This is a genomic window from Deinococcus humi (genome assembly GCF_014201875.1).
GTDB classification, from domain to species: domain Bacteria; phylum Deinococcota; class Deinococci; order Deinococcales; family Deinococcaceae; genus Deinococcus; species Deinococcus humi.
Map to the genome: position 1 here is coordinate 133,528 of NZ_JACHFL010000003.1, position 21,182 is coordinate 154,709.

Genomic DNA, 21,182 nt, shown 5'->3' on the forward strand with positions numbered 1-21,182 from the left:
CATATCACGCGTCATCCTGCGGCGCGGGGACGTATCTCAGGCACGGGGCGGCCGGGCCCACTTTCGGGAGTCGTGGGATCAGGCCCCATCGCTTCTGGACCGCCTCCGGCATCTTCCGGCCACTATGCGCCGGGCACTCATACAAAAAACTGTCTGCCAGTCCGCTGCGCGCTGACTGGTTCTGAAGCGTTTCTTGAATTGGCAGTCGGCCATACCATCGGCGACTCCAGCCGAGTGGCACCTTGAGGTATGGCACACATTGACCTTTCGATCCCGAAAAGCGTGCAGGAAAATGCGAAGAGGGCACTGAAATTGCGTGACGAGTATGGCTTCGGTGGTACAGAAGTCGGCGAACATATGGCCGAGCAACTTGCGGAAGGTGGCGACCTGACCGAGGAAGAGGTGCGCCATGTCTCGCAGTATTTCCCGCGCCACGCCGGGGACAATTTGGACGAAACGGGTCAGGGGGACGAGAGGCCCTCACGCGGGTACATTGCCTGGATGCTGTGGGGCGGCGACGAGGGCCGCGAGTGGAGCGAGGGCGTCGTGAAAAAGCTCGACGAGCGTGACGAGAAGGAACAGAAAGGCTAAGGGAAGCGAAATGCGCGGGGGCCGGAGCGCAATTGCTGCTCCAGCCCCGCCCTGTCCAGCGGTCAGTTCTTGTCGCCCTCATCGTCGAAGTACTCGAAACGGAAGCTGCCGATTTCCACCGTGTCGCCTTCGCGCGCCCCGGCCCGCCGCAAGGCGTTGTACAGCCCCTGGCGCTTGAAGACCCCGCCCAGGTATTCGGAGGCGTCTTCCATGTAGCGCGAAAAGCGCGAGATGCGTTCCTCGAAGCCGCCTCCATGAATCTCCCAGACCCGCTCGTTCTCTCCGGTGGTGATGATGCCCACACCCTTGGCGGGCGGATCTTCGCGGAAGGTGATGCTCAGCGCTTGCGCCTGCACCTCGTCGGGCTCGATTTCCAGGGCGTTCTGCTGCGCCCACAGTTCGCGGTCCGGCAGCATCTGGAACAGGGTTTCGCGCAGCATGTCCAAGCCCTCGCGCGTCTTGGCGCTCACGCGCAGCACAGGCAGGCCAAATTCGGCCAGCTCGTCCTCCACCATCACGCCCAGGTCATCCTCCACCAGCTCCACCTTGTTCAGCGCGATCAAGGCGACATTTTCCAGCAGGGTGGGATCGTAAGCGCGCAGCTCGGCCTGAAGCTGGCGCATTTCCTCCACCGGGTCACGGGTCACGTCGAGCACGTACACCAGCACGCGCGTGCGGCTGATGTGACGCAGGAATTCCAGCCCCAGACCCTTGCCCTCACTGGCTCCCTCAATGATGCCGGGAATGTCGGCCAGCGTGAACCGCTCCTCGATCTGGTTGCCCTGCTCATCCACACGGTCCACGACGCCCAGGATGGGGGAGAGGGTGGTGAAGGGGTACTCGGCAATTGCCGGGTTGGCCCGTGACAGTGCCGCCAGCAGGCTGCTCTTGCCTGCGTTGGGGTAGCCCACCAGCCCCACGTCCGCGATGAGGCGCAGTTCCAGGCGCACCCGGCGCTTCTGCCCCGGCGTGCCCAGCTCCGCGAAACGGGGAGCCTGCCGCGTGCTGCTGGCAAAGGTGCTGTTGCCGCGCCCGCCGTAGCCTCCGCGCGCGATGATTTTTTCCTGCCCCACGCGCACCAGATCGGCGATGACCTTGCCGCTGTCCTCGTCGAAGGCGGTGGTGCCCACGGGAACGTCGATAAACACATCCTCGCCGTCGCTCCCCTGACGCAGACGGCCCTCGCCGTAGGCGCCGTTGGGGGCCTTGAATTTGCGGCGCCCCACCAGCCGTTCCAGCGACTCCACGCCCTCGATGGCCCGCAGAATGATGTTGCCCCCGCGTCCGCCGTGCCCGCCATCCGGACCGCCCTTCTCCATGTATTTGGCCCGGTGGAAACTCATGCTGCCGTCTCCACCATTGCCTGCATTGACTTCAATATTTAGTACATCTCGAAACGCCACAACCCACTCCTTTGCACGGACTTCAGAGCGTGAACCCACGTCTGGCCGCAAATCCACAGCCCTCAGCGCCCACATGCCCACACTTGAAATGAGCGCGGCGCTGGGGCCGCCAAATCAATGCAGCTTATCAGGCGGCAGGGAGATGGGCGAGAGGGCACATGGGACTGGGTGGAGGAACAGGCCGTGAGGACCCCGCCTTCACCGTGAATTTTAAATGCGGCCCTGCTCTGGCCCCAACCTGCCCTAACCTGCTAGAATATCCCGTTTCAGAGCGGAGGGCGTGGCATCTCTTACGCATCAGACAGAATCCTGCGCGGCCCGATTTGACGTGCTGACCGCGCTTTTCAGCAAAAGAAGGGAGCGATCCTCTTGCAAAATAATCTAGTGGTGCGCGGCGCGAAGGAACACAACCTCAAAGACATCACCGTGGAGCTGCCGCGCGATCAGTTCATCGTGATTACCGGCGTGTCGGGCAGCGGGAAGAGCACGCTGGCCTTTGACACCATCTACGCTGAGGGTCAGCGCCGCTACGTCGAAAGCCTGTCGGCCTACGCGCGCCAGTTCCTGGGCCTGATGGAGAAGCCGGACGTGGAAAGCATCACCGGACTGTCGCCGGCCATCTCCATCGATCAGCGCACCACCAGCCACAACCCGCGCAGCACGGTGGGCACCGTCACCGAGATTCACGATTACCTGCGACTGCTGTATGCCCGCGTCGGGACACCGTACTGCCCGGTCTGTGGACGCAAGATCGAGAAGCAGAGTCCCAGCGAGATCACCGACCGATTGCTGTCCGAATTTCCCGACAAGCGTGCCATCCTGCTGGCTCCGGTGGTGCGGGGACGCAAGGGCGAGTACCGCAAGCTGTTCGGCGATCTGCGCCGCGAGGGCTTTGCCCGCGTACGGGTGGACGGCACGCTGTACGAACTGGACGAGGCCGAGAAGCTGAAGCTGGAAAAGTTCGAGAAGCATGATGTGGACGTGGTCATCGACCGCGTGACCCTGCGTGAGACCGACCGTAGCCGCATTGCCGAGAGTGTGGAGCTGGGCCTGCGCCGGGGCGAGAGCCTGCTGCGCGTGCTGCTGCCGGATGCTGCGGAAGACGGCGGCGCGCACGAGGAGCTGTACTCCGAGAAGTTCGCCTGCCCCGAACACGGCAGCGTGCTGGAGGAACTTGAACCCCGTTCGTTCTCCTTCAACTCTCCGTATGGCGCGTGCGGTGATTGTGCGGGCCTGGGCAGCAAGAATGAATTCTCGCCTGAGCTGGTCATTGACGAGAAGCTCTCGGTGGCCGAGGGGGCCATCCTGCCCTGGAGCAAGAAGGGTACGGGCGGCGGCATCTACTACTGGGACAAGTTGCAGGCGCTGGCCGAGCATCTGGAATTCAACCTCAAGACGCCGTGGCGGGACCTGCCAGCTGCGGCACAGAAGGCCATCCTGCATGGCCCCGGCCAGCCCTTCGAGGTGGTGTATCGACGGGGCGGCAAGGAAACCATGCGGTTCATGACCGAGTTCGAGGGGGTCCTGACCAACCTGGAGCGCCGCTACGCCGACACTGAATCGGAGTTCATGCGCGAGAAGCTTGAGGAACTGATGGAACTCAGCCCCTGCCCCACCTGCGGCGGCACCCGCTACAAGCCTGAGATCCTGGCGGTGCGCGTGGGTGGACTGAACATCGCGCAGGTGGGCGGCATGAGCGTGCTGGAGGCGGATGCCTTTTTTGGGGGTCTGCAGGACGGAACCCTCAACCATGACGCGATTGCCGCGTACCTGAAGGGCCATCTGGGCGGCACGGCGCGCGCCCACGCGCCGCGCCACTACGAGTACACCCTGAACGCGTTTGGCGCAGCCGTGGCCGTGCCCGTCCTGAAGGCCATCCGCACCCGCCTGAAATTCATGGTGGACGTGGGACTGGACTACCTGTCGCTGGACCGTACCGCCAACACGCTCTCGGGCGGCGAGGCGCAGCGCATCCGCCTGGCCACCCAGGTGGGATCGGGCCTGACCGGTGTCCTGTACGTGCTGGACGAACCCAGCATCGGGCTGCATCCCAAGGACAACGGACGATTGATCGGCACGCTCAAGAACCTGCGTGATCTGGGCAACACGCTGCTGGTGGTCGAGCACGACGAGGACACCATGCTGGAGGCCGACTATCTGGTCGACATGGGGCCGGGCGCGGGCGTTCACGGCGGCGAGGTGGTGGCGGTGGGCACGCCGCAGGAGGTCAGGGCCAACCCCAAGAGCCTGACTGGGAAGTATCTGCGCGGCGAATTGAAGATCGACGTGCCCACCTCTCGCCGACGGGGCAATGGCAAGAAGCTGAAAATCTTCGGCGCGCGCGAGCACAACCTGAAGAACGTGGACGCCGAGATTCCGCTGGGCACCATGACCGTCGTGACCGGGCCGTCCGGCAGCGGCAAGAGCACCCTGATTCACGACATCCTGCACGCCACGCTGGCCCGCGAGCTGAACGGCGCGAAGACCACGCCGGGCAGATATGACCGCATCGAGGGCATGGACCAGCTGGACAAGGTGATCGAGATTGATCAGTCCCCGATCGGCCGCACGCCCCGCAGCAACCCGGCCACCTACACCGGCGTTTTTACCGAGATTCGTGACTTGTTCACCCGCACCAATGAGGCGCGGCGGCGCGGTTACCTGGCCGGACGTTTTTCCTTCAACGTCAAGGGCGGGCGCTGCGAACACTGCAAGGGCGACGGCGTCATGAAGATCGAGATGAACTTCCTGCCGGACATCTACGTGCCGTGTGAGGTCTGCAAGGGTGCGCGCTACAACCGCGAGACGCTGGAGGTCAAGTACAACCACAAGACCATCAGCGACGTGCTGAACATGACCGTGGAGGAGGCACACACCTTCTTCGAGGCGATTCCCAATATCGAGCGCAAGATGCAACTGCTTCTCGACGTGGGGCTTGGCTACATGCGGATCGGGCAACCCAGCACCACGCTGTCGGGCGGCGAGGCGCAGCGCATCAAGCTGGCCTCCGAACTGTCCAAGCGGGCCACCGGCAAGACCATCTACATCCTGGACGAGCCCACCACGGGCCTGCATTTCGAGGACGTCCGCAAACTGATGGAAGTGCTGGACCGGCTGGTGGAGGGCGGCAACACCCTGGTCATCATCGAGCACAACCTGGACGTGATGAAACGCGCCGATCACATCATTGACCTGGGGCCGGAAGGTGGCGTGCGCGGCGGCACGATTGTCGCCACTGGAACGCCAGAGGAACTGGCCGCCCATGCCACGAGTTACACCGGGGAGTACCTGAGCCGCGTGCCGGGCATTGTGGCTGCGACGGCGGAAAAGAAGGAGCGCGAACTGGTCCTCTCAGCCCCCGCCCGCAAGTCTCGTGCTAAGAAAGGGGCAGCATGACCAAACCGCCCGCGTCCGAGCAGTCTGATCTGCACCCTGAAGCCGTCCAGCCCGCCGGGGAACAGGCTGTTGCCGAAGTCACCTCCTCGGCATCGGCGGACGCGGAGCAGACGGTGGTGGCGCGGCCCAGTGGAGGCGCTGTGGTCAATCTGACCAAAACCTCCGGGCAGGGCGAAGAGCTGGGACGCCCTTCGCCCGCCCGCGCCGCGCCGCCGCTGACCCCCCTGCCCAGCCGGGCCGAGGAGGAGCGGCCCTACCGCACCCGCTTCCTGAATCTCCTGCGCCTGCTGGGTGGCTGGGCGGTGCTGGGGGCGCTGGCCTACGTTATGTGGACGCCCGGCGAGTGGTACAACAGCCTGCTGGTGTGGGTCTTCCTGGTGATCGTGGCTGACGAGTTCGGTGGCTGGTTCGGTTATCTGGGGCTGCTGTTGGGCGGGCTGGGCTATTTCAGCCCCTCGTTGCCGCCGGCGCAATGGCTGGTCATTCTGCCGCTGGTGGGCGGAGCATTGATGGCGCTGCTGCTGGTCAAGCACTCGGGCGGCGTGCTGGTGCTGCCGTTCGCGGGCCTGCTGTATGCCGGAACGCTGCTGGCGGTGGCACGCTTCGGGACCAAGTTTGATCCCACCCTTAAGCTGCCTGCCAACGACACGTTTCTGCGCGCGGCCCTGATCGCCATGCTGGCGGGCCTGGGATTCAGCCTGGTGCGGCAGTTGATCGGGCTGTGGCTGCGGCGGCGTGGACGGCAGACTGCCGCCGTGGGCCTGCCGGCCTGATCCTCAGACTTTCCATCTCTGGCTTCAGCCGAGCGCCCGGATACAGCTCACCTCCGGGCGCTAAACTCTGGGCCATATGACCAGACTTCAGGGAAACAACCCCAATCGCACGATCCTGGTGGTCGGCACGCTCATTGCTGTGGTGCTCATCGCGCTGGCGCTCTTCGCGGTGCGTCAGAAGCCCGCTGCCAACGCTGGGGCGGCCCTTAGCGCCGACTTCAATCTGGACGGTGTGCCTTACATCGGTCAGGCGGACGCGCCCGTGAACATCGTGACGATCGAGGACTTCAAATGTCCAGTCTGTAAGCAGTTCAACGACACCATTGAGCCGGAACTGAAGACCAAGTATGTGGACACCGGCAAAGCCAAGATCTACACCCTGGTCTGGCCCTTCCTGGCCGAGAACGCCCGCCTGCCTACTGACGACAGCAAGATCGCGGCGCAGGCTGGCCGGTGCGTTTACGATCAGGGCGGCAACGACGCCTTCGAGGCCTACAAGAACATCCTCTTTCGTGCGCAGGGCGACGAGTCCACCGTCTGGGCCACCAAGACCCGTCTCAAGGATCTGGCAGGCAACGTGGAAGGCATCGATCAGACCCGCTTCGCGACCTGCCTGGACACCGACGCCACTGCCGCCCGCGTGGACGCCGATGAGAAGCAGGCCATGGACGCGGGGGTGAACCATACCCCAACCGTGTTCGTGAACGGCAAGGAAGTGGTGAACGGCAGTGGCGCGAGTAGCTATCTGGCCGCCGACGTCAGCAATGCTGTGGACGCCGCCCTGAAATGAGCGAGAAGTCCGTAGCACTCCCCCCAGAGGCCACATCTGAACCCCTGCGTGGCCACCGTCAGGGCATCCTGACCCCGGACAACCGGCTGTATCTGGCGTGGCTGGTGGCCCTGGCCGCCACGCTGGGCAGCCTGTATTTCAGTGAGGTCAGAGGGTTCCGCCCCTGCGTGTTGTGCTGGTATCAACGCATCGCCATGTACCCGCTGGCGGTCATTCTGGGTATCGCCGCCCTGGGTAGTGACCTGAACATCCGACGCTACGTGCTGCCGCTGGCTGCGGTGGGCTGGGTGGTGGCCCTGATCCAGAATCTGGAAGACTGGAATGTGATTCCCACCCTCAAGGCCTGCAGCGCCCTGGTGGACCCCACCGTGGTTCCCTGCAACACGCCCTGGCCTGTCTGGGGGGCTGGCGCGTTGTCGGGCCTGAACCCGATTCTGACCATTCCGACGCTCAGTCTGATCGCCTTCACGCTGATCATTGGCCTGCTGAGCTGGCGCAGAAGCCGGACCTGAACCCATCCGTCCACAGCGGGCCACCGGAAGTATTTTTCCGGTGGCTCTTTTCAGAGGTCAGCCATGAATACCTTCACCGTCCAGCCTGCCACCGCCGAAACCCTTTCCGATCTCGTTGCCCTGGTCACGGACCGAGAGGACGCGGCCAGACGCCTGAGCATTCTGCGCGAACGTCTCGCCGGGGGACAGCTTCTACTGGAGCGGACACTGATCCTGCGTTCCGAGTGGGGCGTGGAAGGTCACGTGCTGATCAATGCGATCCCTCGGATTCCGATCATTCCTCACTTGCGGGCCGACGTGCCGGAAGCAGGAGTTGTGGCGCTAGCCCACGTTATTCGTGAGCATGCTGAACCCGAACAGCAGTTGCTTCTGACGGACGCCCTCGCCCCACTTGACGCCGCGCCTTTGGAGGCTGCCGGGTGGGTCCTGGACAGCCAGCATGTCATCTACGAGACTGAGCTGCGCGCCCAGAGCTACCCGCTGGACCTACACGCGCAAACCGTGGACCCCGACCGCTCCGGTATTCGCGGGCTACTGGAAGAACTGGGGCAGCCTGATCTGGAATTGTCTCAGGGCTGGACGCTGATCGCCCTGCCTGGAGGGAATGGGTCGCCGGTGGCGCTGGGCGCGGTTGGTCCCGGCGGACGTCCGGGCTCTGCCAGCATCAACCTGATCGGTGTGCTGCCGCAAGGCCGTGGACAGGGCATGGGCACGCGCCTGCACGCGCATCTGATGGCGCTGGCCGCTCAAAACTTCGGGCGTCACGATGGTGGTACGGAGGCCGACAACGCAGCCATGCGCCGCATTTTCGATAAGCACGGCTCACGGCAGATGGCGACGCAGCTGTATTTCATACAGGAGCATTGAGGCCAGCCCACTGACCGCAGCAGAAGGCCCTCTCCTGATCGAAGAGGGCCGGACGGAGGGCGCGTGGGTTCAGCCCCGCACCACCTCCAGAATCTTGTCGCCGTACTTTTTCATGCGCTCCGGCCCCATGCCCTTGACGGCTTTCAGGTCCGCGTCGGTGTACGGCACGCGGCGGGCGATCTCGGCCAGGGTGGCGTTGCTGGCGATGATGAAGCGGCTGATTTCCTGCCGCTTTGCCTCGGCGTTGCGCCATTCGCGCAGGCGGGCGTAGACAGCCGCCTGCTCGTCACTCAGGTTGGCAGCGGGGTCTTCCTTGGCGGCGGGCAGATCGGGGGGCAGGATCACGGGCGCCAGGTCTGGTGCATCGTGCGCTTCCTGCCGGGGCGGGCGCTGCTGCCGTTCACGCCCGCGCCCGGAGGACTGTTCCTGGGGCGCTGGCGACTGGGCTTCGGGCTCGGCGTCGTTTTGTGCAGAACCCGCATCTCCCGGTACGTCGTGTTCCTCGGACGCGGGCGTGAGCTCCGGCTGGTGGCGCACGTCCGGCACCCCAGCGTCCAGAGGGGTGAAATCCGGGCCAGAACTGACCGGCGTGGGGAGGCGCACGGGCGGATGGTTCAGGTCGCTATAGACGATTTCAGGTTCCCAGCTTTCCTCGGTGGGTGTGGAAGCGGAGTCCGGAGCAACGGCGGCGGGAGCCTCAAAAGTGAAGCGTTCGGGAGGGCTGGCCTGTGTCCGGTTGTCCTGTTCCTGACTGGCCGGGGGGCGCTGCGCCTCTGTCCGGCTGGACTCACTCTGGTTGGGGAGGCTGGGACGATCGCTGCGCTCAGGCCGGTCTCCCTGGCGGAAATCCTGACGGAAGTCGCCCCGACCCTCCTGACGCGGTCTGAAGTCACGTCGCCCATCCCGGCGGTTCTCGTTCCGCCCCTGGCGTGAATCGCTGTCCTCGCGTCCCTGCTCACGGCTGGGTGCGGGCTGAGCGCTCTGCGAACTGTCCTGCGCCCTCTCCTCGCGTCCGGTCTGTTTCGCAGCGCCGTACAGCAGACCCAGTGCGGCCTCGGTGTCCTCCAGGCCGGGGGTCAGAATCACGCCGGCGGGCACGCTGCGGGTGGCGGCCCGCACACCACCGGGCGGCTGGGCGGTGTCGGGGGCGGCGTCGGGGGCCAGCAGCAGAGCGGTGGGGCCAGCGCTCTGGGCCGCGCCGCCCAGCCGATCCGCCAGGGCAGACACCGTGCGGGCCGCGCGGGCTAGCCGCAGGGGCAGCGTGGACACGTCGCGCAGAGCCAGCGCCACACTCAGTTCACTGGGGGGATCGGTCACGGGTTCCGGGGCCTGGTCGGCGCCGAACAGGACAGCCAGCGACACGTCCCCGTGGCCGGTCAGGGTGGCTCCGTCGCGGTACACGATCAACTCTGCGCCCACCCCCAGCCAGCCACTGCCAGGAGCCAGCGTGGCGTCGGCGATCACCGGTACGCCGGCCCGACGGGCGCGCTCAATGTCTCCTGGCTCCGGCTCCAGCAGCCACACGCCCCGCGCCCCGCGCCAGTCGCCGTCCAGCGGCGCGGCGGCCAGCCCGGCTACCGCCAGCAGGTCACGGTTCAGCCGCAGGCGTGAATCCACCCGAATGGTCCCCTGGCCCAGCAATGCAGCCAGTTGTCGCGCGAGTGCCGCCTCGCCGGGCAACAGCAGGCCCCAGGCCGCGCCCTCCAGCGCCGCCAGAGCACTTGAAAGGCGGGCGTGGGGATCCCCGCGTTCGGCGTGCAGGCCGACCAGCCGGGCATCGGGGCGCGTTTCGGCGCGGGATGAGCGTGAATCTGTCATGCGCTCTATTGTGCAGCACGCTTGGGTCAGGGGGTTCATGAAGGCAAATAAGGCAACCTTAGGCCTTGTCTCCCCGTACCGTGGATGAATGAAAGCGCTGCTCCTGTCCGTCTTGTTGCTATTGCCCGCTGCTTCTGCCCAGGGCAATGCTCCGCCCACGTCCCAGCCCACCACCGTCACTACACCGGCTGTCCCCTCGACCCTGACGCTCAGCGCCCCGCTGGGCACGCAGGTGGAATTGCAGACCACCACGATCAGCCGCACAGGAGTTTCCAACGTGCAGGTCACGGCGCTGCCCGGTTCGGCGGCGTCGGCGGATGAACTGGCCACGATCAGGCGCAGTGTGATGGCTGGCATGGCGGGCGCGCAGGCCGTGACGGTGAAGGGCAAAGTGTTCTACCGGGTCACCGGGCGGGACGCGGGTGGCAACGTCACCCTGCTTTCCAGCGTGGTTCAGAACGTGCCGGGTCAGCCGCCGGTCACCCTCAGAATCACGCAGACGCTGGCGCGGAACGGCGCGGTGAGCGGCCTGAAGGTCGAGAGTGACACTCCGGCGCTCAACGCCGCCTTCGCTGGATTGGCCAGCGAAAAGCTGCAGGAACTCGCCAATCAGAACGGCGCCAACTTCGCTGCCGTGTACGGGCAGCCGCTGGTGGTCAATCAGCCACGTTCGCAGACGGTGACGGTGGACGCGACCGGCCTGCTCTCGGGTCTGCTCGGCGCATTTGCGTCCCAGGCTGAACTGCCGGAACTGTTCGGTCAGATCCAGTCCACCCCACTGCAGCTCACCACCGTCACCACATACGGCGGGTTGAACGCTCAGGGGCTGCATACCTTTGCCCAGACCAGCCGTTATGATCGCTGGAAGATCAACGTAGGGGGCAGCGCGGACCTGCCCAGGTTTGAGGTCGAAATGACCGATGGGCAGGCCAGCAGCACCCAGATCTATCGCAAGGACGGCCTGCCCGGGCCCTCCAGTCAGACGAGCCGGCAGATGCTGAACATGACGGTGGCTATTGAAGGCGTGCAGGTGAGCCTGACTATGACCATCGATCAGAGCGTGACGATGACATTGCGCTGACCCACGGCCCACCCCTCGCCGCGCCCCTGGCTTACAAACGACGCTTACAAACGCCGCCCCGCACACGCGCCATGCTGTGTCCAGACGGAGGTCACGACATGGCGCGCATCACGCGGTACAGCAAGTTTGAAGGCGAACTGGATCAACTCGATTCCAGTGAGCTGATGCAGATGATCCAGGAAGCCTTGCTGGGGCAGGGCATGAACGACCCCTACGATCCCGATCCCAACGCGCGTCCTAGCATGGACGACCTGTTCGACGCCATTCTGGAAGCGCTGGCCGAGCGCAACATGATCCCAGAAGAGCAGTTGCTGGAGGCCATGCAGTCGGCGGATATTCACGAAACCGCGCTGGGCCAGCAGATCAAGAACCTGATGGACAAACTCCAGCAGGACGGCTTTATCCGCAAGGAGTTCGAGGACTCCGACGGACAGGGCGGCGCGGACCAGACGGGCGAGGCCACCTTTCAGCTCACCGACAAGAGCATTGACTTCCTGGGTTACAAATCCCTGCGTGACCTGATGGGCGGTCTGGGCCGCAGCAGCGCGGGCGCGCACGACACCCGCGAGTACGCCAGCGGCGTGGAGATGTCCGGCGAGCTCAAGAACTACGAGTTCGGCGACACCCTTAATCTGGACACCACGGCCACGCTGGGCAATGTGCTGAGCAAGGGTATGGAGAACATGGAGGAAGCGGATCTGGTCATCCGCCAGGCCGAGTACAACTCCTCAGCGGCTACTATCGTGCTGCTGGACTGCTCTCACTCCATGATCCTGTACGGCGAGGACCGCTTCACGCCGGCCAAGCAGGTGGCGCTGGCGCTGGCGCACCTGATCCGCACGCAATACCCCAGCGACACCGTGAAATTCGTGCTGTTCCACGACAGCGCCGAGGAAGTCCCGGTGTCCAAGCTGGCGCAGGCGCAGATCGGGCCGTACCACACCAACACGGCGGGCGGCCTGCGGCTGGCCCAGCAGCTGCTCAAGCGCGAGAACAAGGACATGAAGCAGATCGTGATGATCACCGACGGCAAGCCCAGCGCCCTGACGTTGCCGGACGGACGGATCTACAAGAACGCTTACGGCCTCGATCCCTATGTGCTGGGGGCCACCCTGCGCGAGGTCGCCAATTGCCGCCGCTCCGGCATTCAGGTCAACACCTTCATGCTCGCCCGCGATCCCGAACTGGTGGGCTTTGTACGCCGCGTCTCTGAGATGACGAAGGGCAAGGCGTACTTCACCACACCGCAGAACATCGGCCAGTACGTGCTGATGGATTTCGTGACCAACAAAACGAAACTGGTGAACTAGCGGCGGAACGCGAAAAGCGGATGGCCTGAGTACGGGCCATCTGCTTCTTCTTGGGGCAACCCCAGTGGGCTGCGGCAGCCTTGCCCTATGATCTCTGCACGCGCGGCTGCGTTTCAGAAGCCGTCAATCAGACAATGCCCCTGGCTTATTCCCATTCAATCGTGGCGGGCGGCTTGCCCGTGATGTCGTAGACGACCCGGTTGATCTCGTGGACCCCGTTGACGATCCGGTTGCTCATGGTGGCCAGGAACTCCCAGGGCAGCCGCGCCCACTCGGCGGTCATGTAGTCGTCGGTGGTCACGGCGCGCAGCGCGGCCGTGTAGCTGTAGGTGCGCTCGTCACCCATCACGCCCACGCTCTGGATCGGGGTGAGGATCGCCAGCGCCTGCGAGCAGCCGTCATACAACCCGAATTCGCGCAGGCCGGAAATGAAGATATCGTCCACCCGGCGCAGGATGTCCATCTTTTCCTCGGAAATGGCACCCAGGCAACGGATCGCCAGTCCCGGCCCCGGAAAGGGATGACGCATGCGGATGTGCTCAGGCAGGCCCAGCAGGCGGGCGATCTCACGCACCTCGTCCTTGAACAGCGTGCGGAAGGGTTCCACCAGCTTGAAGTTCAGGTCCTCGGGTAGGCCGCCAACGTTGTGGTGGCTCTTGATGTTGGCCGCGCCGCTCTTGTCCGCACTCAGCCCGCCCGCCGATTCGATTACATCCGGGTACAGCGTGCCCTGCGCCAGGAAATCGAACCCGCCGTGTTCCCGCGTCTGCTTCGCCGCCTCGCGCTCGAAGGCCCGGATGAACTCGCGCCCGATGATCTTGCGCTTCTGCTCGGGGTCCGAGACACCCTCCAGGGCGCCCATGAACTCGGCTCGGGCGTCTACCGTGACCAGATGCACGCCCAGCGGAATCAGGGCGGCCTCCACCTGTTCGCGTTCGCCCAGGCGCAGCAGGCCATGATCGATGAAGACTGCGGTGAGCCGCTCTCCGATCGCCCGCGCCAGCAATAGCCCCAGCGTGGAGCTGTCCACGCCCCCGCTGATCGCCAGCAGGACGCGTCCCTCACCCACCTGTGCCTGCACGTCCGAGACCAGTTCGTCGATGATGTGTGCAGCGGTCCAGTCGCGCGCCACGCCGCAGATGGTCAGGAAGTTGCCCAGAATCTGCCCGCCCTTGGGGGTATGCACCACTTCCGGGTGAAATTGCAGGCCGTAGCGCCGCGTTTGCGTATTTTCGATGGCCGTGACCGGGGTATCCGCCGTTTCAGCGATCACCTCGTACCCCTGGGGCAACTGCGTCACGCTGTCGCTGTGGCTCATCCAAGCGACGAATTCGCCGCTGATCCCCTCGAACAGCTGGCCGCCGTAACGGGTCAGATCGGCCTTGCCGTACTCGCGTTTGCCCGCCCGTTTCACGTCGCCCCCGGCTTCGTGGGCCATGTACTGCATGCCGTAGCACACGCCCAGGATCGGAAGGTCCAGGTCCATCACGCCGGGGGCAGGCTTCGGCGCATTCTCGTCGTAGACGCTGCTGGGACCGCCCGACAGCACGATCCCCTGCGGGTCTTCCTGCTGAATGCGCTCCAGCGTGGCCGTGCCGGGCAGGATCACGCTGTAGGCCCCCAGCTCGCGGAACCGCCGCGCGATCAGGCGGGTAAATTGACTGCCGAAATCCAGAATGACGACGCTCATCGCTGCCGATTGTGGCACGGCGGCGCGTGCCGGAGGAGGCTGCCCTGCACCATCAGGTGCCCACGTCACTCAGGGGGGTTGGCATTTGAAACCTCCAGCCCGACTATTCCAGTCAACCTCACGCTGCTTTCCCGTGGCAGGCGGCACAATAAGGCCATGACGTCCGTTCTTAACCCCCAGACCATGGCCGAGAAGATTCTGTCCCGGCGCGGCGATAGGGCCGTGTACGCTGGAGACCTCGCCGTGGTGGAGGTCGATCAGGTGATGGTGGTGGACTCTATTGCCCAGAGCTTCATCGAGCGCATGACCCATGACCTCGCAGCCATGCCAAAGTACCCGGAACGCGTCTCCATCGTGGTGGACCATGTGGCCCCGGCCAGCACTGTCAGCGTGGCCCAGGCGCAGAAGGAAGCCCGCGAATACGCTGCGCGGACCGGCGTGGCCCTGTTCGACGTGGGGCGTGGCATCTGCCATCAGGTGCTGATGGAGGAGGGACTGGCGAAGCCGGGCTGGATCGTGCTCGGGTCCGACAGCCACTCCACCACCTACGGCGCGGTAGCTGCCTTCGGCACGGGAATGGGGGCCACGGATATCGCCCTGGCCGCCGCCAGCGGCAAGACGTGGCTGCGTGTCCCGGAAAGCGTGAAGGTCACGTTGACGGGAGAACTGCGCCCCGGCGTGAGCGCCAAGGACGTGGCGCTGGAAATGATCCGCACGTTGGGTGCGGACGGCGCAACGTACCAGAGCATCGAGATTCACGCCGGGGACCGGTTCACGCGCGGCGAGCGGATGACCCTGGCCAACCTATGCGTGGAGGCGGGCGCGAAGGTGGGCCTTGTCGTCCCCGGCGGCGAGATTCTGAGCATGTACGACGTGCCGGAGTGGGTGTACGCGGACGACGGCGCAACCTACGTGCGGCAGATCGAACTCGATCTGGGGGCCCTGAACCCCCGCATGAGTGCCCCCAGCGAGGTGGACAACGTGCATGACGTGGCCGAGTTGCGGGGCTTACAGGTGGATCAGGTTTTTATCGGGACCTGCACCAACGGGCGGCTGGAAGACCTGCACGCCGCCGCCGAGGTTCTGCGGGGCCATAAGGTCAGCCCAGGCACGCGCCTGCTGGTGATTCCGGCCAGCTCGCAGGTGATGGAGGCCGCGATGGAGGATGGCACCCTGCTGACCCTACAACGCGCCGGGGCGGTGCTGGGCACGCCGGGCTGCGGTCCATGTATGGGCCGTCACCAGGGCGTTCTGGCGCCGGGAGAGGTCTGCGTGTCCACCAGCAATCGCAATTTCATCGGGCGCATGGGCGACAAGGACGCGCAGATTTATCTGGCGTCGCCTGCGGTGGCCGCAGCGACGGCGGTGATGGGAAAGATTGCCCTGCCGGGGGACGTGGGGGCGGCGTAAGGGCAGGGGCCGCCTTACCTTTACCCTTCGGGGGCGTCCAGCGTCGGCGGCGTGATGTCGTCGACGTAGAACCAGCGCCCATCCACCTGCGTGAACAGACTGCGTTCGCGCAGCACGTACCGCTCGCCCCGGTCCACCTGCAGGGCGGCGCTGAATTCCACCTCCTCACCGCACGCCTCATGCACTTTCAGCCACAGGTAACGGGTGGCCGGGTTCAGGTGCAGGTCTGATGGGCGCGTGTCCGGGTGCCAAGTGGCGAGCACGTAGGGGGCATTGCCCAGCGCGTACGCCGAGTAGCGCGAGCGCATCAACACTTCAGGGGTCTGCGCGGGCCGCGAGCCGTCGTGTGCCGGGCCGCAGCAGTGGGCGTAACTGCGCCCGGAGCCGCACGGGCAGGACTTGAACGGGGGATAGGCCAGCGGCATGCGGTCAAGCTAACGCAGTCGGGGGGGACAGGTGGGCTCATCTGAACCGGGTTCAGCGCACAGTTCAGGTCGGGCTGCTGGCGCGGATGGCTTACAGAGCCTTGTTGTCACAGAATGGACAGACTGACCCGTCATAATGGCCCCGGATGACCCGCGCCGATCCGATCACCTCGTTGCAAAATCCTCAGCTTAAGCGGCTGGTGCGTCTGCATACGCGGCGCTCGCGTGAACAGGAGGCCGTCATTTTAATTGAGGGCGCCCGGGAACTGTCGCGTGCGCTGGCCGCTGGCGTGCAGCCGACCGAGATCTTCAGCGCCCCTGAACTGCACAGCCCCGAGGCCGCTGAAGTGGCCCCGACGCTGCCCACCCTGCCCACGCTGCTGTCGCCCGCCGCCTTCGAGAAGGTCAGTGGGCGTGAGAACCCCGATGGGCTGCTGGCTGTGGCGCCCAGGCCCGCCGTCATGCTGCCTGATCTGCCAGGCGACGCCGTGGTGGTGGTCCTTGACGGCCTGGAGAAACCCGGCAACGTGGGCGCAATCCTGCGGACGGCGGACGCCTCGGGTGCGGCGGCGGTGCTGGTGCTGGGGCGCGGCGCAGATCCCTACGGCCCCAATGTGATCCGCGCCAGTCAGGGCAGCGTGTTTGCCCTGCCAGTGGTCGCGCTGGACGAGGAAGCGGCGCAAGATTACCTGACGGCGCAGGGTTGCGTGATGGTGGCCTGCACCCCCGACGCGCCGCACGTCTACTGGGACGCGCCGCTGACCGGACGGGTGGCCCTGCTGCTGGGGACCGAACACGGCGGGCTTCCCACGCACTGGCGACAGGCAGGGAGCCACGGCAGCGGTCTGAGCGTCCGCATTCCCATGGAGCCGGGCAGCGCGGCCGACAGCCTGAATGTGGCGACGGCGGCAGCCCTGATGTTGTTCGAATGTGCCCGGCAGCGCCGGGGCACGGGAGCCGCCGGAGCCGGACAATGAGCCCAGCTGCCGACTATGGTCAAGATCCCTACCGCGAGTGGCTGCGAACCCGGCTGAGTCAGGAACTGGGGCTGCACGGGGCCGAGGCGGCGATTCAGGGTGCGGTGCAGCGCCGGGGCTGGCCAGCCCTGCGGGCCCTGGGGCCGCGCGACGTCGTGGCCGTATTGCAGGATGTGTACAGCGGGTTGCGCCAGACCATCGGGGACACCCGCGCCGATGCCTGGTTGCAGGGCACGACCGTGGACCTGGCCGACTACGCTCAGAGCGTACCGGTTCCGGCCCAGCCCACCCCCGGCCCCCTGGCCCCCGAACCCACGCCCGCGCCGCTGCGCTGGGGACGGCGGGCCCATGACCTGCCGTTGCTGCTGGCCCGCGCCAATGCCGAGATCGCGGGCCGCAGCCTGGCGGCCGTGCGCGCGGACGCCACCCTGCTGGGTCTGGCCGGAACCGCCGAGTGGGACTTGCAGGCCGCTCTGGCCGAGGTGAGGCGCTGGGAAACCGAGGAAATGCTCAGCAGCCTGCGGGCCGATCAGTCCCGCGTCGAGGTGGCCGACGCCGTGGCCGCCGCCGTGGCCCAGGCCGAGTGGCTACGCATGCATGTCCGTGAGCTTCAGACCGAGGAGCGGGGCGGCCACAACGTCGGCGTGCAGCTGGCCCACGCCCACCTGACCCTGACCCAGCTCGATGCCTTTCTGGAAGCGTTTCTACCGCTTGTGGACGCCGACGACGCAGACCTGCCGCTCTCCTCGCCCCAGGCCAGACTGGACCGCGAGTTCTTCTCGCTGGAAGTGCCGCTCAATCCGGCAGTGCTGCGCGCCCGCCACGCCCTGAAGCTGGCGCAGTGGCGGGCCGAGGCTGAGCCGTCGGCGGAGCCAGCCGTCGTTGTGGCCCAACAGGCCCTGGAAGCGGCCGAGACTGAGGCACGCGCGCAACTGGAGGCCACTCTGCAGTCGGCGCGCACCGCCCAGGCCAAGTTCGCGCCGCTATGGCAACAGGTGGGCGCGTTGGAAGAGCGCCTCAAAGTGCTCGGCCAGCGCGGCGGCGATCCCCTCAGTCGGGCACGTGTCCGTCTGGAATGGCGGCAGGCTCGTGCGGCGGCGCGGGTGCAGGCGCACCTGCTGGAACAGGCCACGCGGTTGCTCGAGGCGCTGGTGGATGGGTCCGATCTGCCCAGGCAGCTCTCCATCTAGGCTGGGAAATCGGCAACGAAACCTCAACCTGTTTGGCGTTCTGCCGCCCACCCCATGGTCTACCCTGCGGCCATGACCAATGAACCGGGAGAAGTGGCGTTCAAGGACAACGAGGCCAAACAGCAGTACGAGGTGTACGTGAATGGTCAGCTGGCGGGACACGCGGAATACCGCCCACTGCCCGAGGCGCGGCTGCTGCCGCACACCGAACTGGACGATCAGTACGAGGGCCAGGGCCTGGGCTCCAGACTGGTGCAGTTCGCGCTGGATGATTTGCGAGAGCGCGGCCTGAACGCCGTCCCGACCTGCCCCTTTGTCGCGAGCTACATCCGCAAGCATCCCGAATACCTGGAACTGGTGAAGCCCGAGCAGCGGCGGCCCCTGGGGCTATAAACCGCAGAGGCGACTTTCGACCTAACGTTTGTTAGTCTGAACTGATGGCCTGGAACCACAAGCGGCAGATCGGAGCAGCACAAGTCATCAGTCTCACGGATGGCAACTTTGGACTGGACGGCGGCGCCATGTTCGGCAGTGTGCCCAGGACGCTGTGGGAGCGGGTGGCCATGCCGGATGAATTGAACCGCATTCCGCTCAGGATCAATCCTCTGCTGGTGCAGCTGAATGGCGAGAATATCCTGATCGAGACCGGGTTCTGGGACCGGGGCGGCGAGAAATTTGAGTCGATCTACGGCCTGGAGCGCGACGAGACGGTTTTCCGGGGGTTGGAGAGTGTGGGGCTGTCTCCTGACGACATCCACTTGGTGATCAACACCCACCTGCACTTCGATCATGCCGGGCGCAACACCACGGCGCTGAACGAGCCGACGTTTCCCAACGCCCGTTACGCCGTGCAGGCGCGTGAGTTGGAGGACGCCCGCCATACCCATGAGCGCAGCCGTGCGAGCTACGTGCCTGACACCTACGAACCCATCGCAGATGCGGGACTGTTCGACCTGATCGAGGGCGAACATGAACTGCGCCCAGGGCTGAGCGTGCTGCCCCTTCCCGGTCATAACCTGGGCCAGCAGGGTGTGGTTCTGCGGAGCGGCGGCCAGACGCTGGTGTACGTCGCCGATCTGGTGCCAACCCTGGCCCACACGCCTACGCCATACATCATGGGCTATGACCTGTACCCTGTGACCACGCTGGAAACCCGCAAGAAGTACCTGCCGCAGTGGTTCGAGGAGGGCGCGATCATCTGCACGCCGCACGATCCACAGACTGCCTTCGCGCGCCTGAAGGAGAACCCGAAGGGCGGCTTCGTGGCGGTGGCCGACGAGGGTCAGACCGTCTAGCTGTCCGCCCGTCCTCTCCGCCATCTGGCCTATTTCAGTGCGCTGACCATGCGGTACTCTGGCGCGTTATGTCTGCTGTCCCCAGTGTTGCCCCGCCATCTGAAACGGTTAAGTCGCCTATGCGCGAGATCGCGTCCATCGCCGTACCTGTCAGTCTCGAGATGGTCATCCAGCTGGTCCTGACCTTTATCAACCAGATCATCGTGGGGGCGCTGGGGGCGGTAGCGGTGGCAGCGGTGGGTCTGACCGGCAGCCTAAGCTTCCTGTTTTTCGTGACCCTGGGCGCGCTGGGCTCTGGTACTAGCATTCTCATCGCGCGGCGGGCGGGGGCAAATGACCGCGCGGGCGTCAACCAGACCCTGAGCGTCACGCTCGTGGTCAGCCTGCTCCTGGCCGGCGCGCTGACCGTGCCTATTATTCTGAACGCAGACGCACTGTTGCGGCTTGCGGGCGGCGCGGCAGACGTGACGCGCACCGCCGTGCCATACATGCAGGTCAGCATGCTGGCGCTGCTGCCCGGGGTACTGGGCTGGATTTTCAGTGGGGCGCTGCGGTCGCTGGGCCACGCCCGAACGCCACTGGTGGTCACAAGTTTCACGGTGGTGGTCGAAAGCCTCGCCGCCTACGGTCTGGTGTTCGGCGTCGGCCCACTGCCAGAGTTGGGTGTGGTGGGTGCGGCCTGGGCGCTGGTCATCGCCAATGTGCTGAAGGCCATGCTGCTGGCCTATCAGGTTTACGGGCCGCGTCACCTGGCGGCCCTGCAATTCCCCAGCCGCCCGGCCTTGCGCGCCATTGCCGGGCCGCTGCTCGCCTTAAGTGCGCCGCTGGCCTTTACCGAGTTCGTTTGGAGCCTGGGCAACTTCATGTACGCCGCCGTATTCGCCCGCGTCGGCACAGTGGCGCTGGCGGCCAGTCAGATCGTCAGCACACTGGAGGGAATCTTTATCGTGGGCTCGTTTGGCCTGATGAGTTCGGCCACGGTGTTCATCGGGCGCTCGCTGGGGCAGGGCGACGCGGCGGGGGCGCAGCTGTGGCTGGCCCGGATCGCTCGCGCCGGACTGGTCACCAGCCTGGGTTTCGGGATCCTGTTTGCCTTGAGCGCTCTGCTGGTGCCGGGTCTGTTTCCGAAGGTAGGGGCGGCAGTTCAGCACGTCGCCGTGATCGGCATTCTGATCAATGCCAGCACGCAGATTTTCAAGGTTCGTAACATGATCGTAGGCGGCGGTATTCTCCCCAGCGCCGGCGATGGCAAGGGAATCATTCTTGGCGATGCTGTGGGCGCTTTCGTGGTGGGCCTGCCGCTGGCGATCATGCTGGGGCTGTACACACCGCTGGGCGTCTGGGGCGTTTTCCTGGCGCGCGGGCTGGAGGAAATCGTGAAGGTGGGTATCTTCGACTGGCGGCGGCGGCGGGTGAACTGGGAGCGCCTGGCGCTGGAACAGGCTAGGGCCACCTGAATTTGTTCTGGATGATCGGTCAAATTCAGGCATGTCCAACGGCTTATATCGGCGGCTCGAGTCCTGTCGGGCCGCCTTTCCTGGATGACGCCAGTGCAGTAATCACCACTCGGCATGACGGCATCATCTGACCCATCAGTGTGGCTAACGCGTCCGGGTAGACAAAACTGACAGCCAAGAAGGCGTGAATCTGGAAG

18 protein-coding genes are annotated in these 21,182 nt (G+C 65.4%); 14 read left to right on the forward strand and 4 right to left on the reverse strand.

All coding sequences use genetic code 11. From position 1 onward, the window contains the following. The first annotated feature begins 249 nt into the window (after positions 1–249). On the forward strand, positions 250–591 hold the full coding sequence (locus tag HNQ08_RS07425; protein WP_184129305.1) for a DNA-binding protein: 342 nt from the start codon (positions 250–252) through the stop codon (positions 589–591). Between the two features lie 62 nt (positions 592–653). Here HNQ08_RS07425 and obgE read toward each other — a convergent pair whose 3' ends face one another. Further along, positions 654–1,994, reverse strand: a complete 1,341-nt coding sequence (obgE, locus tag HNQ08_RS07430; RefSeq protein WP_184129308.1) for a GTPase ObgE — start codon at positions 1,992–1,994, stop codon at positions 654–656. 369 nt (positions 1,995–2,363) lie between these two features. Here obgE and uvrA point away from each other — a divergent pair, with 369 nt between their 5' ends. The 5 genes from uvrA to HNQ08_RS07455 all read left to right on the forward strand — a co-directional run bounded on the left by uvrA (position 2,364) and on the right by HNQ08_RS07455 (position 8,332). Continuing rightward, positions 2,364–5,390 (forward strand): excinuclease ABC subunit UvrA, encoded by a 3,027-nt coding sequence (gene uvrA, locus HNQ08_RS07435; RefSeq protein WP_184129311.1) that lies wholly within the window; start codon positions 2,364–2,366, stop codon positions 5,388–5,390. Further along, entirely contained in the window at positions 5,387–6,163 is a 777-nt protein-coding gene (locus HNQ08_RS07440; RefSeq protein WP_184129314.1) for a hypothetical protein, read from the forward strand. The genes uvrA and HNQ08_RS07440 overlap by 4 nt, the downstream gene beginning before the upstream one ends. A 76-nt stretch (positions 6,164–6,239) precedes the next feature. After that, entirely contained in the window at positions 6,240–6,953 is a 714-nt protein-coding gene (locus tag HNQ08_RS07445) for a DsbA family protein (protein ID WP_184129317.1), read from the forward strand. 68 nt (positions 6,954–7,021) lie between these two features. Next, positions 7,022–7,465 (forward strand): disulfide bond formation protein B, encoded by a 444-nt coding sequence (locus HNQ08_RS07450; RefSeq protein ID WP_184130297.1) that lies wholly within the window; start codon positions 7,022–7,024, stop codon positions 7,463–7,465. A 63-nt stretch (positions 7,466–7,528) separates the two neighbouring features. Further along, on the forward strand, positions 7,529–8,332 hold the full coding sequence (locus HNQ08_RS07455; protein ID WP_184129320.1) for a GNAT family N-acetyltransferase: 804 nt from the start codon (positions 7,529–7,531) through the stop codon (positions 8,330–8,332). A 69-nt stretch (positions 8,333–8,401) separates the two neighbouring features. Here the strand turns inward: HNQ08_RS07455 and HNQ08_RS07460 are convergent, their stop codons facing one another. Further along, positions 8,402–10,150, reverse strand: coding sequence for an HRDC domain-containing protein (locus tag HNQ08_RS07460; RefSeq protein ID WP_184129323.1), 1,749 nt, complete (start codon positions 10,148–10,150; stop codon positions 8,402–8,404). Positions 10,151–10,238: 88 nt separating this feature from the next. Here HNQ08_RS07460 and HNQ08_RS07465 point away from each other — a divergent pair, with 88 nt between their 5' ends. Together HNQ08_RS07465 and HNQ08_RS07470 are read left to right on the forward strand one after the other, a co-directional pair. Continuing rightward, complete coding sequence (locus tag HNQ08_RS07465) at positions 10,239–11,231, forward strand: hypothetical protein (protein WP_184129326.1); 993 nt, start codon at positions 10,239–10,241, stop codon at positions 11,229–11,231. Between the two features lie 98 nt (positions 11,232–11,329). Then, positions 11,330–12,541 (forward strand): vWA domain-containing protein, encoded by a 1,212-nt coding sequence (locus tag HNQ08_RS07470; protein WP_184129329.1) that lies wholly within the window; start codon positions 11,330–11,332, stop codon positions 12,539–12,541. Positions 12,542–12,686: 145 nt separating this feature from the next. Here HNQ08_RS07470 and guaA read toward each other — a convergent pair whose 3' ends face one another. Further along, positions 12,687–14,231: a glutamine-hydrolyzing GMP synthase gene (gene guaA, locus HNQ08_RS07475; protein ID WP_184129332.1), complete on the reverse strand. Its 1,545-nt coding sequence runs from the start codon at positions 14,229–14,231 to the stop codon at positions 12,687–12,689. 156 nt (positions 14,232–14,387) lie between these two features. On the opposite strand from guaA, the gene HNQ08_RS07480 reads away from it, so the two are divergent. Continuing rightward, entirely contained in the window at positions 14,388–15,641 is a 1,254-nt protein-coding gene (locus HNQ08_RS07480; protein WP_229789996.1) for a homoaconitate hydratase family protein, read from the forward strand. 20 nt (positions 15,642–15,661) lie between these two features. Here the strand turns inward: HNQ08_RS07480 and HNQ08_RS07485 are convergent, their stop codons facing one another. Further along, positions 15,662–16,066, reverse strand: a complete 405-nt coding sequence (locus HNQ08_RS07485; RefSeq protein WP_184129335.1) for a YchJ family protein — start codon at positions 16,064–16,066, stop codon at positions 15,662–15,664. Between the two features lie 146 nt (positions 16,067–16,212). On the opposite strand from HNQ08_RS07485, the gene HNQ08_RS07490 reads away from it, so the two are divergent. From HNQ08_RS07490 to HNQ08_RS07510, 5 genes are all read left to right on the forward strand, one after another. Further along, on the forward strand, positions 16,213–17,043 hold the full coding sequence (locus HNQ08_RS07490; protein WP_184129338.1) for a TrmH family RNA methyltransferase: 831 nt from the start codon (positions 16,213–16,215) through the stop codon (positions 17,041–17,043). After that, positions 17,040–18,233, forward strand: coding sequence for a hypothetical protein (locus HNQ08_RS07495; protein ID WP_184129341.1), 1,194 nt, complete (start codon positions 17,040–17,042; stop codon positions 18,231–18,233). Before HNQ08_RS07490 ends, HNQ08_RS07495 begins: the two co-directional genes overlap by 4 nt. A gap of 72 nt (positions 18,234–18,305) precedes the next feature. Next, on the forward strand, positions 18,306–18,626 hold the full coding sequence (locus tag HNQ08_RS07500) for a GNAT family N-acetyltransferase (protein WP_184129343.1): 321 nt from the start codon (positions 18,306–18,308) through the stop codon (positions 18,624–18,626). 44 nt (positions 18,627–18,670) lie between these two features. After that, a complete protein-coding gene (locus HNQ08_RS07505; protein ID WP_184129345.1) occupies positions 18,671–19,528 on the forward strand; it encodes an MBL fold metallo-hydrolase in 858 nt (285 codons plus the stop codon). Positions 19,529–19,596: 68 nt separating this feature from the next. Beyond that, positions 19,597–20,985 carry an MATE family efflux transporter gene (locus HNQ08_RS07510; protein ID WP_184129347.1) on the forward strand — a complete coding sequence of 463 codons (1,389 nt, stop codon included), beginning with the start codon at positions 19,597–19,599 and terminating at the stop codon, positions 20,983–20,985. Positions 20,986–21,182 lie beyond the last annotated feature (197 nt).

Excerpts from the sequence above, each read along its gene's own strand:
- HNQ08_RS07425 (WP_184129305.1), top strand. The coding sequence starts at position 250 with ATGGCACACATTGACCTTTCGATCCCGAAAAGCGTGCAGGAAAATGCG.
- HNQ08_RS07440 (WP_184129314.1), top strand. The coding sequence starts at position 5,387 with ATGACCAAACCGCCCGCGTCCGAGCAGTCTGATCTGCACCCTGAAGCC.
- HNQ08_RS07445 (WP_184129317.1), top strand. The coding sequence starts at position 6,240 with ATGACCAGACTTCAGGGAAACAACCCCAATCGCACGATCCTGGTGGTC.
- HNQ08_RS07455 (WP_184129320.1), top strand. The coding sequence starts at position 7,529 with ATGAATACCTTCACCGTCCAGCCTGCCACCGCCGAAACCCTTTCCGAT.
- HNQ08_RS07460 (WP_184129323.1), bottom strand. The coding sequence starts at position 10,150 with ATGACAGATTCACGCTCATCCCGCGCCGAAACGCGCCCCGATGCCCGG.
- HNQ08_RS07465 (WP_184129326.1), top strand. The coding sequence starts at position 10,239 with ATGAAAGCGCTGCTCCTGTCCGTCTTGTTGCTATTGCCCGCTGCTTCT.
- HNQ08_RS07470 (WP_184129329.1), top strand. The coding sequence starts at position 11,330 with ATGGCGCGCATCACGCGGTACAGCAAGTTTGAAGGCGAACTGGATCAA.
- guaA (WP_184129332.1), bottom strand. The coding sequence starts at position 14,231 with ATGAGCGTCGTCATTCTGGATTTCGGCAGTCAATTTACCCGCCTGATC.
- HNQ08_RS07480 (WP_229789996.1), top strand. The coding sequence starts at position 14,388 with ATGACGTCCGTTCTTAACCCCCAGACCATGGCCGAGAAGATTCTGTCC.
- HNQ08_RS07485 (WP_184129335.1), bottom strand. The coding sequence starts at position 16,066 with ATGCCGCTGGCCTATCCCCCGTTCAAGTCCTGCCCGTGCGGCTCCGGG.
- HNQ08_RS07490 (WP_184129338.1), top strand. The coding sequence starts at position 16,213 with ATGACCCGCGCCGATCCGATCACCTCGTTGCAAAATCCTCAGCTTAAG.
- HNQ08_RS07495 (WP_184129341.1), top strand. The coding sequence starts at position 17,040 with ATGAGCCCAGCTGCCGACTATGGTCAAGATCCCTACCGCGAGTGGCTG.
- HNQ08_RS07500 (WP_184129343.1), top strand. The coding sequence starts at position 18,306 with ATGACCAATGAACCGGGAGAAGTGGCGTTCAAGGACAACGAGGCCAAA.
- HNQ08_RS07505 (WP_184129345.1), top strand. The coding sequence starts at position 18,671 with ATGGCCTGGAACCACAAGCGGCAGATCGGAGCAGCACAAGTCATCAGT.
- HNQ08_RS07510 (WP_184129347.1), top strand. The coding sequence starts at position 19,597 with ATGTCTGCTGTCCCCAGTGTTGCCCCGCCATCTGAAACGGTTAAGTCG.